Genomic DNA, 14709 nt, shown 5'->3' with positions numbered 1-14709 from the left:
TGGAGCCCAGGGCCACATTGCTTATAATGCCCCCCCAATATTAAGCAAACCGATAGTAAATTAATACAAATGCAGACAAGACAAAGATAAAATTCAGAAAGACAAAGATAAATTGGTCGATCCTTGTGTTATGCATTTTGATTGGCGGGTTGTAGAATGATACACCTTCAATTATAAAGATGATTAACACAATATGAATCATAAAGTGTCCGATAATTTCTGTCATTCCAAATAACATCGTTGTCATAATAAAAATAACGGTAACGACAAACCCCAATACCCTGTTCAAAATCCCGACAACTAATAAATATCCGACAATAAATTCAATAAAGGCGGCCATAACGATAAATGCTGCTGGAGCAAAGCCGAACGTAGGAACATGATGGTTTACGACTATATCCAAAGACATAGTTGGATATACCCATTTTTCGACCGCAACCCAGCATAAAGATAATCCTGTTCCTAAATATAAAAATGGAAAACCAATTTTCTCAAACCTTGTATTTCCTACTAATAAGACACCAATGATAGCAACATAAAAGCCATAATCTAGCATATGGAAAATTCCATTATTCATCGTAACATGAATAAATAAGCCTAATAATAAAACTGCCCCAAGTTTAGTAAAAATATGATGTGGAATAAGTAAGAGCCCAATTGTTATCCAAACGAGAATTGTTACAAATGTCGACCCGATATGAAATTCCGGTGTAAACAATATGTCGTCCACAAGGATTCTTTATCAGAGGTAGCTTTTGGGTGATATAACGAGCGGAGTTTTTGGAGATTCTGCGGCTTCCCTGAAATATTGGCGATACGGGTTAGGGACAAGTTCTCTGTCCCTTTTTCCATTATCGCATTCAATTATTATTGGCCGTCACCGGCAGCTTCCCACTCAGCTACCTCTTCCCTAACATGAGGGGCTACTTCTTTTCCTAACAATTCAATTGCACTCATAACATCCTCATGTGGCATTGTGCCCACAGGGACATGGAGCATAAAACGGGTAATGCCGACGTTTTTTCGCAAGTAAATGATTTTATTTGCAACAGTCAGCGGATCGCCGACATACAATGCCCCTTCTAAGCTGCGAGCAGCATCGAATGTAGAACGAGAATACGGTGGCCAACCGCGTTCTTTTCCTAGTTTGCTCATGACTTGCTGAGTGGAAGGGAAAAATTTATCGGCGGCTGTTTCCGTATCCTCAGCAATAAAGCCATGTGAATGGGAAGCAACAGATAGCTTTGATAGATCATGGCCTGCATGTGAGGCAGCTTTTTTATATAGCTCGACTAGCGGTGCAAAATGCAGTGGACTGCCGCCAATAATGGCTAGGACTAAAGGCAATCCAAGCAGACCCGCACGAACTACCGATTCAGAATTCCCACCGCTCCCAATCCACACAGGCAACGGATTCTGAACTGGGCGTGGATAAACGCCGCGATCTTGTATGGCTGGGCGATGTCCGCCTTTCCAAGTCACTTTTTCCGATTCCCGAATTTTCAATAATAGCTCTAGCTTCTCTTCGAATAATTTATCATAATCTTTTAGATCATAGCCAAACAAAGGAAACGACTCTATAAATGATCCCCTTCCGGCCATAATCTCAGCTCGTCCATTTGAAATCGCATCAACTGTGGCAAAATCTTGAAATACCCGTACTGGATCTGCAGAGGAAAGCACCGTAACGGCACTTGTCAGCCGAATTCTTTCAGTCCGCGAAGCTGCCGCTGCCAAGATCACAGCCGGAGAAGATGCCGCAAAATCCTCACGATGATGCTCCCCGACACCAAAAACATCCAACCCTAACTGATCTGCCAATACAATTTCCTCAATTACCTCACGAATACGCTGTGCATGACTAATCACCTCACCCGTCCTCACATCCGGTGTCGTCTCGACAAATGTACTAATCCCTATCTCCATGTTATAACCTCCTGCTACAATTAAATTGCTATTTTTAATAAAATGCGCTTGCTTCCTATCCCCAAACCTCAATTAATGTGTCTCTAAAAAGCTGGTCGAGTTCAGTTGTAGGATCGACTATTTCTTTATGCATAGTTTTTGCACGTGATTCTAGATTTCGTAATTCACTTTCAAGATATTGATTGATGACATCCAAGTCAATATCTCTGTTCCACTCTGTTGTAGTCAATTTACTTTTTATTAAATGTGTAATTGCCTCATTCAGTTCATCAGGCAAATTAAATTGGTCAAGCAAGGCTTGGAATTCTATAGGAGGAAAGGTTCGATGTAATTCGATCCATTTTACTGAAAATATCGGCTTTAAGGCATTTATGTATTTTTTTACGTTTGGCTCCTTGCTATGAAGACAGTCGCGAAAATTTCTTTTTCCCATGTTTAAATAATGATGAAAACAGACTACAGGTGAGAAAATGCTCGGTTCCATCTGACGCATCTTTTCAATAGTTGAATAAGATTCTGAATAAACTAACTTTGAGCTCAGCCATTCGAATATAGATGGATTGGACTTTCTATATAATCGCAATGCCTTCGAAAGCTCCCAACCACTTAAATCCAATCGGTCATCAAGCAGCATCGAAATAGGATCTCTATTAGGAATTTCTAGCGTATCCCTCTTTTGATCGATCGAAAGATACCAATTTTTCCGCTGGACATAAATAAAACGGACGTCATAGTCACTATTTTTTGAAGATAAGCCCCAAGCCCGGCTTCCAGCTTCACATGCATACAGCACCTTCATATCATAATCACGTTCAAGCTGTTTAATCACCTGTTTAATATGCGCTTCCAATGGAATGCCTCCATTCTCCATGTCTAAACAAATTGTCTACGGATTCAGCAGAACTTGTCCTTATACACAAAATAATCACCTTTATATGTTCAATATGAACAAGACATAAACACTTACAATTATAGCATTCTCAGACTAAAACAAGGAACTTCGCAAAAAACATTTGACAAATTTGTGAACAAAATGAATAATGAATACAAAGGGGGATGAAAGAAATGGAATCTAAGTTAAAAATACTTAATGCGACAAAATCTGTTGGCTACACCGTCCTCGCAATTGGGATGGCGATTTTCTTATATGGATTCTTTGTAAGCGATTACAGTGCGGTTACAGGAATTGGCATCGGTACAGTCATGGGAGCTATTTTTATCTTTCTAATTGGGGTATTCTTCGTTATTACAGAAGAAATGAATGAAAAAACGGATAAAGGTATTAAAGTTTTTTAGGGCATTTGAATGTACTTTGGTAAATCTAGGGGTAGTTTGCCAAGAGGAATTCGAAATTAAATACAATTCTATCAATCTTAAACATATTAATAATAAATAATAGGAGCGCCGCAATAGACGCTCCTTTAAATGATTATGCCATATCCCAAATCATAATTAGTAAAGTACCGAAAATGGTACATAGGGCAATAGCAAATGCATAGAAAATATTCGTATAGATCGAACCTTTGTCACCTGTTTCACCAGCGTGCATAAATACTACAAGTTGAACACCTGCTTGCACGAAAGCTGTTACTAAAAGAATTGTCATACCTACTGCAAATGATAGGTTAAAGAAGTAAACAGCAAGAGCAACTACAGTTAGAACCAACGAAAAGACAAAACCAATAACTTGTTTGCGCGGAAATAATTCGCTCATGTTTACATCAATCCTTTCAAGTAGACGAAGCTAAAGATAAAAATCCAAACAACGTCTAAGAAATGCCAGTAAAGTGAAAAGATGAACGCTTTATTCGTTGTTCTAGGAGTTAAACCATCTTTTTTGACTTGTAGGACGATAAATAATCCCCAGAATAAACCAAGCGTCACGTGTGCTCCGTGTGTTCCAAGCGTTGTTAATAGGCTGGCAGTAAATGCACTAGTTTGCAGCCCTGCCCCAATGTGAACGTAATGAACAAACTCAAAAATCTCAACACATAAGAAAGTGAGGCCTAGAAGGAGTGTAATCGCAAAAAAGCTCATCATTGCTTTTTTATGGCCAATACGCATCGCATGAACACCAAGGCCAATCGTAAAACTACTTGTTAAAAGCACGAATGTTTCAATAAGCACTGGTGTAATTTCAAAAATCTCGGCTCCAGATGGGCCGCTTCCTGTCCGATCCACTAATGTGAAATAGGTTGCAAAAAGCGTGGCAAAGAGCATAATTTCAGCTCCAAGGAAAATCCAGAAGCCTAAAATATTCATTTTGTTTTGATCTGTACTATATTCAAGCGGAAGCGAGTGATCTATTCTCATTAGCTAGCACCTCGCAATTTTTTTTCTGTGTCTTCAACTTCCTCAACGGAAATATAAAATCCATCATCTTTCTTAAATGAATTATAAGCCATACAAGCAAATATACCAATTGTTGTAATAATTAATGGAATCCATATGCTAAATACAAAGCAGAAACCCCATACGAAGAAGATACTACTCATAATAAATGGAACGCCACTGCTATTTGGCATATGAATTTTTTCAATATCACCTTTGAAGATTGGTGTTCCTTTTTTCTTATTATCCCAGAATGCTTCGATTGAATCCACTTGCGGTGTTACAGCAAAGTTATAAGCCGGAATCGGAGTATGTGTAGCCCATTCAAGTGTTCTTGCATCCCAAGGATCTGCACTAATATTTCTTGAAGCATAGCGTGTGCTGTAATATACATTGTACACGATTAACGCAAAACCAATTGCAAGCCCTGCAGCACCAATGAACGATAGTAAGTTCAGCGGTCCAAAACCAGTTTCTGCAGAATAAGTGTACATACGACGTGCTTGCCCATCTAATCCTGTGAAGAACATTGGGAAGAATGTCACGTTAAAGCTAATAGCGATAAACCAGAATGCCCATTTACCAATTTTTTCACTCAGCATGAAGCCAAACATTTTTGGCCACCAGTAAGTGAGACCTGCAAGCATCGCAAATACGACACCTGGAATAATTGTATAGTGGAAGTGAGCAACTAAGAACATTGTATTATGGTACTGATAGTCGGCACTTGCCATCCCTAACATTACCCCAGTTACCCCGCCAATTGTAAAGATCGGAATAAATCCTACAGAATAAAGCATCGGAACGGTAAACTTAATTTTCCCTTTATACATTGTTAACAGCCAGTTAAAAATCTTAATTCCAGTCGGAATCGCAATCGCCATTGTCGTGATTGAGAAAATACTATTCGATAGTGCCCCTTGCCCCATTGTAAAGAAGTGATGCATCCAAACTAAGAAGGACAAGAACGAGATGATTACGATAGAAGCAACCATCGATTTATAACCATATAAGTTACGGCGTGCAAAAGTTGAGATAACCTCACTATAAACACCGAATGCAGGTAATACTAGGATATATACCTCTGGATGTCCCCAAACCCAGAATAGGTTGGCCCAAAGCATATCCATACCACCGTTTGTCATCGTAAAGAAGTTTGCGCCAAACAGGCGGTCCATTGTTCCAAGTAATAAAGCAACTGTTAATACTGGGAATGCGAATACTACAATAACGTTCGTAATAAAAGCTGTCCAAGTGAACATTGGCATTTTCATTAACTTCATACCTGGAGCTCTCATTTTTAAGATCGTCGTAATAAAGTTGATACCAGAAATTAATGTACCAATCCCCGCAATCTGAATCGAAATCATATAATAATTCGTTCCTACAGATTGACTGAAGTCATTGCCTGCTAGTGGGAAATAAGAAGTCCAACCAGCATCTGGTGATCCACCAATAACGAATGAAATATTGAATAACATTGCACCCATGAAGTATAACCAGAAGCTCAGTGCATTTAAGCGTGGAAACGCAACGTCACGAGCACCGATCTGTAAAGGAACAACGACGTTCATTAAAGCATAAATAAATGGCATCGCCATAAAAATAATCATTACCACCCCATGGGTAGTGAATACTTCATTATAATGCTGAGCATCAAGTAGCTTATTATCAGGTACAGCTGTTTGTGCTCTCATCATAATCGCATCAACCCCACCACGGAAAAGCATGAGGAGTGCAGAGATTAAATACATAATACCGATCTTCTTATGGTCAACCGTTGTCAACCATTCACGCCATAAATAACCCCATTTTTTAAAATATGTTAAACCGGCGAGAATCGCGATCACTGTTAAACCAATCGCTACCATTGACGCATAAATCGCTGGACTTGGATGAGGTATGGCAAATCGATCAAAGAATTCCATACTTTGTAACTCCTTTCAAGGAAAAATATTGCTTTTAAGACTAAATAAATCGATATAAATCTTGGAGTCTATTAATTATGGTTGTGTTCATCATGAGATTCATGGGATTCATCGTGAGAATCTCCCGTTTCATGCACATGACCTTCATGAGAAGCATGTGATCCATGATTATGTTCTGGAGCAGGTCTAAATTCTAAATGAGTGTTACTAAATGTTAATTGACCAAGATGGCCTGGCTCTAAAAGCTTATCGAATTTTTCTTCCGTTAAAGGTTCAGCTGTCTCTTTCGCTTCTTTTACCCACTTATCAAACTCATCTTCCGGCATGGCTTTCACCTGGAACGTATTTTGTGCGAACCCTTTTCCACTAAAGTTTGAATTACGCCCCATATATTCACCAGGAACGTCAGCTGCTAAATGCAATGTATTCACCATGTCAGACATCGCATATTTTTGTCCACCAAGTTGTGGAATCCAGAAACTTGTAATTGGTCCGTATGAGTATAGTTTAAACTCTAAAGCACGGTCGGTCGGAATATATAAATAGTTAACAGTTTCAATACCTTCCTCTGGGTAACTAAAATGCCATTTCCAATCAGATGATGCTGCATAAATAACTAACGGTTTCTGATCTTCATACCCTTTCGGTGTAGCCTCAACCTCATATGTGGATTTAACCGTAATGATCGAAAGGAAAATAATAATGATAACAGGAATCCCTACACAAATTGCTTCAACCAAATGATTCCCTTCAATATGTGGAGGTTCATAATCCTCACTTTGTTTCGATGCACGGTATTTTAATACAACAAATATTAAAAGGGCAAAAACAACAATGACAATAATCGCCATCATCGCAATTGACATCCAGATGACATTGGCTGTCGTTTCGGCTTGAGGTCCTTTAGGATCTAAAACCATTAACGGTTCACAACCTGTAAGCATCGTGATAATAGTGATAACCAAGCATAAAATAGCCCATTTCAATTTCATTAAGGGTGCCCCTTTCTAAAAATTTTTAGCTTTAAATCATTTTAAAATAGTTTTTCTTGTGATATGTATCACAAACTACTTTCTATCTTATTCTCAACATACAATAAAAACAATGAATTTAGTGCGATGTCACAAAACGTTCAATATTTCACACAGCATTTATTCACAAAATGTTCAAAGGCACACTGCAAAACGAATATTATAGGAAAATAATTACTAAGTTTACTTTGATAGGTAGGTTTATATGTAAGATTTAGCCTTTTCAATAATCCGGACTAAATAGTGATTTGTAGTTATATTCTTGATAACGGACTTTTCTATTAATCTCTGAGTGGAATTTGCCGTTATAGCCTCGATAACGGACATTTTAATCGACCTTTGAGTGGAATATGGCCATTGTGATAATGACAAAAAAAGAAACACAAAGTGTTAATCATATCCAACTATGTATAAAATGGAAGAAAGGGGTGAATCCATTATGGAAAGTATCATATTAGAAAACGAGATTGTTTGTTTAAAAGAAATGGAAGAGAATGACGCGGATGGGGTTTTTGAAGCATCACAGGATGAATTGATTTGGAAGCATATGACGCTGAATATCGCAATTAAAGAAGACGCGGTTGAATTTGTACAAAAGGCCTTAATTTTAAAAGAAAAAGGGATAGAATTTCCATTTGTTATCATCGATAAGAGAACAAAACAAATCATCGGTTCCACTAGATTTCTAGACTTACACATGGAACATAAACGATTAGAAATAGGCTATACATGGTTGAATCCAAAATATTGGCGTACAAAGACCAATACAAATTGTAAATATTTGCTGCTAGAATACTGTTTTGAAAAATTAAACCTTCGCCGTGTGCAGCTTAAAACAGATCACGAGAATTTCCGTTCGCAACAGGCAATTGAACGAATCGGCGGGATAAAAGAAGGCATACTGCGCAATCATATGATTCGCCAAGATGGCACCGCACGTCATTCAGTCATGTACAGTATCACCCAGGAAGAATGGCCAGTAGTGAAAAAGAATCTTCAACAGCTAATCAAGTAGTTTGAATAAATTTTTCATAAAAACTCAATTTCAGATTAAAATATTAACTTAAAACTATTTAATAATGTAAGAAATTCTTAATTCGTTTTGTTTAAATAAAGATCCCCCATGACGCAATAGTGTGATGGGGGATCCCCTTTGCATATGTTTATTTAAGAAAGATTTTCCTTATTTTTATTGATTGTGTTCTACCCTTGTATAGCAAGGAAACTATATTAAACCTCTGCAATTATTCTTTTTTCTCGGAGAAACGTCGTTGCAGTATCTATTAATATATTTGTATTCATTATGACAGACTCGAAATCAACCCATTCCACTGGTTCATGGAGCCCGAATCCAGAAGCACCAATATTAACAGTGGGAATACCAGCCTGTTGGAATATGGCTGCATCTGTCCAAAATCCCCAGCCTACCCTTTCAGGCTCTCTCCCCAATAATCTTTCGAATGATTCAGTTAAATTCCGAACTATTAATTCATTAGGATTACATGAAAAAGGGTTCCTATGAAAGTACCAATCTACTTGAGAACCTTCAGCTACATTCTGTACCACTTTTTCAATCTCTGATTTTATATTAGATATGTTTTCTGAAGGGATAGTACGCCTTTCAATATGAATTTGACATTCTGGTGCATAAGTAGAAATTCCAACACCTCCACTAATGAGACCTACATGCATGGATGCAGGACCAACGAGATCTTCACTTCTGTTTCTTAACACATTTTTATCGAAATCATCTAATCCAACGATAACCTTGCCCATCCTTGTAATGGCACTTTCCCCCAGATCCCATCTACTACCATGAGCGCTGCGACCCATTGATGTTACTTTTCCCCATAAGAATCCTCTGTGGGCAATGACCATTTTCAAGTCGCTTGGCTCAGTAAGAATACATGCATCTGCTTTGTGGTGAAGCACAAAGTGATCCGCCCCGATACTGGAGTATTCTTCATCACAAACAAGGGCCAATATTACTTTCCCCTTTATTGATCCTGAAGCTGCTAATGAGGCTGCTGTACTCATTATCGCTGCTACCCCTGCCTTCATATCACAGCTTCCTCGTCCATAAACTCGATTTCCCTCTACTCTAGGATCAAATGGATCAATCTCCATCCCTTCTGTTCCTACTGTATCCAAGTGTGCACATAAGCAAAGAGTCGGTCCGTCCCCATCTCCAACCTCTGCGAACACATTTGGTCGGCCAGGTTCAACAAACTCTATGCGTGCATCAACCTTATGTTTTTTTAGCCAGTCTACTGCAAATTCGGCTATTTTCACCTCATTATGGCCCTCTTCGGGTACAAGAGTTGGATTAACAGATGGGATTCTTATTAGATCCCGAAGTAACTCGAGAACATCTGATTTTGATATAGTTAACAAAGATAATCACTCCTTCATGTTTTTACTAGTGCTCTTAGCAAATTCTTTACTAGCGGCAATCATTCTGCTGCCTGCCACTTTCGGTTAATATTGTTCTCGACCTTATGTTCCAAATCGATACCCTAATTAATTTGGGCAAAGCCCTTCCCATACGACCTGTTGATATTTTGCTAGGTCAGTATCCCCTTCTGTGCTTATTAGTAATACCCGAGAGTTAGAGTCTAGTGAAATCTCTTGGCAAACTTTCGGGTCGTCTGATAGTTTTCTTAAGTAGTAAAGTACGCCCAAAGTTACTGCACCTGACTCCCCCGAGATAACACGTGGATCATCCTGCAGTGGATTACCGTATACACGCATTCCAAGGGCAGCAATACTATCATTACAAGAAAATGCACCAATAGCATAATGACGCAATAATTCAAAAGCTCTTGTATTCGGTTCCCCACAAGCTAATCCCGCCATAATCGTATTCATTTCTCCAGTAACGATTTCTCTCCTACCTTCTTTAGTTAAATACGATCGATAATAACAATCAGCTTGATCTGGTTCAACCACGACAATTATCGGGGGATTATCTCGATAATAACGAACCATGAAACCAGCAATGGCGGCAGCAAACGAACCTACTCCTGCTTGGAGAAAGATATGTGTCGGTGCTTCTGCACTTTCCTTTTTCAATTGTTCAACAATTTCCGTTGCCATTGAGGCATAGCCCTGCATAATCCAAAGTGGGATTTCCTCATAACCATCCCAAGCAGTATCCTGCACCATAATCCAGCCATTTTTATTAGCTAAATTTGCACATAACCTAACAGTTTCGTCATAATTGACTTCAGTAATATCCGCAGAAGCTCCTTCATCGCGGATTGCAGTCAAGCGCTGTATTGAAGAACCTTTTGGTAAATAAATGATACATTTATGTCCAAGCTCCCTTGCTGCCCAAGCGACACCCCGTCCGTGATTCCCATCTGTAGCTGAAATAAACGTTAATTCACCTAGCTTTTCTTTGATGTTAGAAGATTGTAATTTTTCGAAGGAAAGATCCTCAATATTCTCATCTAGTTGTTCAGCTAAATATTTCGCTACAGCGTAAATTCCGCCCATTACTTTGAAGGCATTAAGACCAAATCGATGGGATTCATCCTTTACTCTTATATCAGCTATGTTTAAGTGTTTAGCTAGATGTTTTAATTGATACAAAGGGGTTTCATTGTAGGATCTATGTGTTTTTTGAAATTCAAGGACTCCTTTTATATCTTTTTCTGCAAATACCGATAATTCCTCTTCGTTATATTCAGGTGAATAATTGTTGTTTTTCGCAAACCTCATTACGGAATTTACTGTTTTCTGCATTTTTAGAACCTCCTAGTATAAAATTTTACGATGACCACTTACTCAAATAGTGTGGTTACCTGAAAGATTGCTAACTACGTCAAGTAATACATTAGCTCCATCTTCTAAGTCTGTATCTTTTGTATATTCCTTAGGATTATGACTAATCCCATCGATACTTGGAACGAAGATCATAGCTGTAGGGCAAACACGAGCCATCATTTGAGCATCATGTCCCGCGCCAGATGTCATTCGTTTTGATTGAAGTCCGCGCTGATTAGCAGCCTGTTCCACAAGTTTAACGATTGTTTCATCAAATGTGACAGGTTGAAAACGTACTAGCTGTTCAGTTGTAATGGATACTTCTTCGGATACAGCTAGTTCTTTGAGGTAGTTTGCAAGTGCTCTCTCTTCCTGTTGCAATCTCTGCTCGTATGGATCACGCAAATCAACAGTGAATGTTGCCAAAGATGGAATGACATTAATAGCATTTGGCTTAAAATCTATAGTTCCAACTGTTGCAACAGTTTGCCCATTAGAATCGTTCGCACGATCGCGTAAATATGTGATCACACGTGCTGCTGCAAGTCCTGCATCACGTCGCATATCTGTCGGTGTAGTACCCGCGTGATTTGCAACTCCTTCAATCGTAATACGCTGCCAAGAAATACCTTGCAAATTCTCTACAGCACCAATTGGAAAGCCCATTTTCTCAAGAATTGGACCTTGTTCGATATGAAGTTCGATATAAGCGTGTGGCTTTAAAAAGCCAGGATCCTCCGTGCCAGCATATCCAATACGTTCAAGTTCCTCGCCCAATAGGGTGCCATCCGCCCCCACTGTTGCAAGCGCGTCTTCAACTGAGAGTCCACCAGCAAATACGAGGGAGCCCATCATATCAGGGGTATATCGAACACCCTCTTCATTTGTAAATGCTGCAACTGCAATTGGACGAGATGGAATAAAACCTGCCTCCTGCAAAGTGTTTATTACTTCAAGTCCAGAAAGGACTCCATAGCAGCCATCAAAAATGCCAGCGTTGATTACTGTGTCGATGTGCGAACCTATCATAATCGGTGCTTCATTTCTATTCTCAGGACCATACCAAATACCAAAAATATTACCGATTCTGTCGATATAAACCTCTAATCCGGATTCCTTCATCCAAGTGACAAATAAGTCCCGTCCTGCTTTGTCTGTATCTGAAGCGGCTAATCTCGTTAGTTTGTTGTCAGTGTCACGACCAATTCGACCAAGTTCTTGAAGACGGTTGAGTAGGCGGTCAGTGTTAATTGATAGATTTAAACTAGTTAATGGCATGTCCAGTTCCCTCTTTTCAAAATGTAAAATAAATTGAAAAAACTAGAATAAACAAGTCTGTAATAAATGAAAATTTTGATGATTAATATCTTTAAATGTAACAATTGTGTTAATATTAAGTTAATATCTATTAGAATAATACTATTATTGAATAGAAAAATATAAATATATTGAGGTTTTAGTTATGCAAATGAAAAACTTCATGATTGATGAAAGCTTAAAAGAACTTACCAAACATCATACAGTCGTAATGCCGATTGCATGTTATAAGACAACGATAAAACAAAATATACATGGCTATATTCCGCTTCATTGGCATGATGAAATTCAATTTGTGTTAATCGTAAAAGGGGAAGCCATTTTTCAAGTTAATGAAGATCAGATAGTAGTACGAGAAGGAGATGGCTTGTTTATAAATAGTGGGTGCCTGCATAAGGCACAAGAAAAAGACCGGTCAGGTTGTGTTTATATTTGCTTAAATATATCTCCTCATTTTGTTTTATCACAAGAACTCTATACGCCCTATGTAAAACCCTATATTCAAGCTACTAATTTCCCTTACTTATATGTAGATGCAAATCAGCTTTGGGGGAAAAACATTTTAAATGCAATTTTGGACATCCATCAATATATTGAGCAAAAACCACCTTACTATGAAATTGATGTTTCGATGCAATTAACATTAATTTGGAAAAACTTAATCGTTAATGGTATTCAACTTGAATATGTGCAGACTGAAATAATAAAGGGAAATAGAATGAAGCAAATGTTAAGTTATATACATCAACATTATGCAGAAAAAATTATGTTAGAGGATATTGCAAAGGCTGGACAGCTAAGCCGTTCTGAATGCTGTCGATATTTCAAGCGAATTTTAAATAGTACACCCTTAAATTATGTAACGGATTATCGAATTCAAAAGAGCTTATATTTACTACAGCACGGTGATTTTAATGTAACAGAAGTTGCTTATCTAGTTGGTTTTAATAGTACAAGCTATTTTATTGATTTATTCAGAAATTTCATGAACATGACTCCATTTGCATATAAAAAATTAAAGAAAAATAATCCACCCGAGTCATGAACTCGGGTGGATTATTTTTTTCATTAAATGTGACAACCTTTTTATCTACCACAACATTTTTTAAATTTCTTTCCGCTTCCACAAGGACAAGGATCGTTTCTTCCAACTTTTCGCTGTGAATTAAAATCTATAACATTATCATTACTTGTTGCTAACGGCAGTATACCTTTATTAATATCCTGCGACAATTCTACTGGAGAATATCCTTTAAGGAACCATTCTCTAGTGTTATTCATCAGGTGAACAACCTTCCCCATGAAACCCTGCAATGTGTCCAAATTATCGATTTCAAGAATGCTTTGCAAATATTTGAGGATATCGTTCGGGCTTTCCCCTAATTTTATAGCAAACACGCACTCTTCAACAATGCTATCGGCATCATTTCGGTTGATGTTGTAATTTTGAACGAGAAAGGAAACGAATTGTTGATAGCTATCATTTCGTTCGACGTAGCCAGGTTCTCCTGCTTTGAGCAGCTGGTCTTTTGTAAAAGGATAGTAGTCAAGACTTTTCCTGTTCGAATGTTCCTTTTTCACTTTTTCAGGGTCAAATACCCTTACATTTGAAAAGCCATGTCCGTCAATACGAACCTCATGATAAAAAGTAGATGCTTGGTTGATAATTGATAAATATTCTAGTGAATCGAATGGATCCGTTGTGTATTTTTCAAGCAACTCAATTAATTCGGGTACACTCAATGTCCCATAATAATATAGAAGTCCATGAGTCAGCTTAATCCATTCCGAATTTCGAGTAACGATTGACTTAACCTTTGAGCTGTCTTTGAGAGAGCTCAGTGGCTCTATTAAATCAGTTGGTATTACAAGTACCTTTTCCCCGCTAACTGTTCCTGTGAATATGAATCCACAAGCACGGAAATGCTTGATCTGATATTCTTCTAAATTCGGGGCTTTTAAATGTCCCCCATTTTTAATGATTTTCTGAATTAATTCCCATTGCTCTTTATCAAAAGTCATAATGACATTTTCTAATAAAGCCGGGATTTTCTCTTGAAAAAGATCTATTAAACCCGCTTTTTTTAAGCCACTAGCCTTTTTAATATTTAAGTGTTTCCGGATCGCATGGAGTTCATCCATAGTCAAGCTATTAAGGCTGTCATTTAAAGCAACAGGAATAGTTAACTCCTTCCAAAACCTATTGTCAGTTTTAACCTTTGCTTTCTTTTTCATATCTTTTAATTCTGCTAAAATATTTAGCATTTCCTTATTCAAATTACTATTCACTTTTTCACCTCTAACAAAACATTCCTAAATTTTCTTAGGAAAGAACAACAATTACTCAGTCTAAGAAAAATACACATCTTTATTTACGATTCTTACATGATTCCCTGTCTCCTTACAAC

At 37.9% G+C, this 14709-nt stretch carries 14 protein-coding genes; 3 read left to right on the top strand and 11 right to left on the bottom strand.

Annotation, left to right across the window (positions count from 1 at the left end):
- Positions 1-40: 40 nt before the first annotated feature.
- The 3 genes from F7731_RS17155 to F7731_RS17145 form a co-directional block, all read right to left on the bottom strand.
- Complete coding sequence (locus tag F7731_RS17155; protein ID WP_246197262.1) at positions 41-718, bottom strand: hypothetical protein; 678 nt, start codon at positions 716-718, stop codon at positions 41-43.
- A gap of 149 nt (positions 719-867) precedes the next feature.
- Complete coding sequence (locus F7731_RS17150; protein ID WP_151536029.1) at positions 868-1926, bottom strand: LLM class flavin-dependent oxidoreductase; 1059 nt, start codon at positions 1924-1926, stop codon at positions 868-870.
- Between the two features lie 55 nt (positions 1927-1981).
- Entirely contained in the window at positions 1982-2776 is a 795-nt protein-coding gene (locus F7731_RS17145; RefSeq protein ID WP_151536028.1) for a nucleotidyltransferase domain-containing protein, read from the bottom strand.
- A 215-nt stretch (positions 2777-2991) separates the two neighbouring features.
- Here F7731_RS17145 and F7731_RS17140 point away from each other — a divergent pair, with 215 nt between their 5' ends.
- On the top strand, positions 2992-3222 hold the full coding sequence (locus F7731_RS17140; RefSeq protein ID WP_151536027.1) for a hypothetical protein: 231 nt from the start codon (positions 2992-2994) through the stop codon (positions 3220-3222).
- 133 nt (positions 3223-3355) lie between these two features.
- Here F7731_RS17140 and qoxD read toward each other — a convergent pair whose 3' ends face one another.
- From qoxD to qoxA, 4 genes are all read right to left on the bottom strand, one after another.
- Complete coding sequence (qoxD, locus tag F7731_RS17135) at positions 3356-3640, bottom strand: cytochrome aa3 quinol oxidase subunit IV (RefSeq protein ID WP_151536026.1); 285 nt, start codon at positions 3638-3640, stop codon at positions 3356-3358.
- 2 nt (positions 3641-3642) lie between these two features.
- On the bottom strand, positions 3643-4239 hold the full coding sequence (gene qoxC / locus F7731_RS17130; RefSeq protein ID WP_151536025.1) for a cytochrome aa3 quinol oxidase subunit III: 597 nt from the start codon (positions 4237-4239) through the stop codon (positions 3643-3645).
- The gene (gene qoxB / locus F7731_RS17125; RefSeq protein ID WP_151536024.1) at positions 4239-6185 is read right to left on the bottom strand and encodes a cytochrome aa3 quinol oxidase subunit I; all 1947 of its coding nucleotides are present in this window, start codon (positions 6183-6185) and stop codon (positions 4239-4241) included. Before qoxB ends, qoxC begins: the two co-directional genes overlap by 1 nt.
- Before the next feature lie 71 nt (positions 6186-6256).
- A complete protein-coding gene (qoxA, locus tag F7731_RS17120; protein WP_151536023.1) occupies positions 6257-7177 on the bottom strand; it encodes a cytochrome aa3 quinol oxidase subunit II in 921 nt (306 codons plus the stop codon).
- Positions 7178-7655: 478 nt separating this feature from the next.
- Here qoxA and F7731_RS17115 point away from each other — a divergent pair, with 478 nt between their 5' ends.
- Complete coding sequence (locus F7731_RS17115) at positions 7656-8231, top strand: GNAT family N-acetyltransferase (protein ID WP_151536022.1); 576 nt, start codon at positions 7656-7658, stop codon at positions 8229-8231.
- A 215-nt stretch (positions 8232-8446) separates the two neighbouring features.
- On the opposite strand, the gene F7731_RS17110 is transcribed toward F7731_RS17115, so the two are convergent.
- From F7731_RS17110 to F7731_RS17100, 3 genes are all read right to left on the bottom strand, one after another.
- Complete coding sequence (locus F7731_RS17110) at positions 8447-9610, bottom strand: M20 family metallopeptidase (protein WP_151536021.1); 1164 nt, start codon at positions 9608-9610, stop codon at positions 8447-8449.
- A gap of 126 nt (positions 9611-9736) precedes the next feature.
- Positions 9737-10963: a diaminopropionate ammonia-lyase gene (dpaL, locus tag F7731_RS17105; protein ID WP_170289734.1), complete on the bottom strand. Its 1227-nt coding sequence runs from the start codon at positions 10961-10963 to the stop codon at positions 9737-9739.
- Between the two features lie 42 nt (positions 10964-11005).
- Positions 11006-12262: a Zn-dependent hydrolase gene (locus tag F7731_RS17100; RefSeq protein WP_151536020.1), complete on the bottom strand. Its 1257-nt coding sequence runs from the start codon at positions 12260-12262 to the stop codon at positions 11006-11008.
- Between the two features lie 184 nt (positions 12263-12446).
- On the opposite strand from F7731_RS17100, the gene F7731_RS17095 reads away from it, so the two are divergent.
- On the top strand, positions 12447-13346 hold the full coding sequence (locus F7731_RS17095; RefSeq protein ID WP_151536019.1) for an AraC family transcriptional regulator: 900 nt from the start codon (positions 12447-12449) through the stop codon (positions 13344-13346).
- Positions 13347-13387: 41 nt separating this feature from the next.
- Here F7731_RS17095 and F7731_RS26755 read toward each other — a convergent pair whose 3' ends face one another.
- Positions 13388-14590 (bottom strand): SEC-C metal-binding domain-containing protein, encoded by a 1203-nt coding sequence (locus F7731_RS26755; RefSeq protein WP_246197260.1) that lies wholly within the window; start codon positions 14588-14590, stop codon positions 13388-13390.
- Positions 14591-14709 lie beyond the last annotated feature (119 nt).

Source organism: Cytobacillus depressus, assembly GCF_008923245.1.
Lineage (GTDB): Bacteria > Bacillota > Bacilli > Bacillales > Cytobacillaceae > Cytobacillus > Cytobacillus depressus.
The sequence above is the reverse complement of the archived record's forward strand: the minus strand, read 5'-3'. Positions and strand labels throughout refer to the sequence as shown.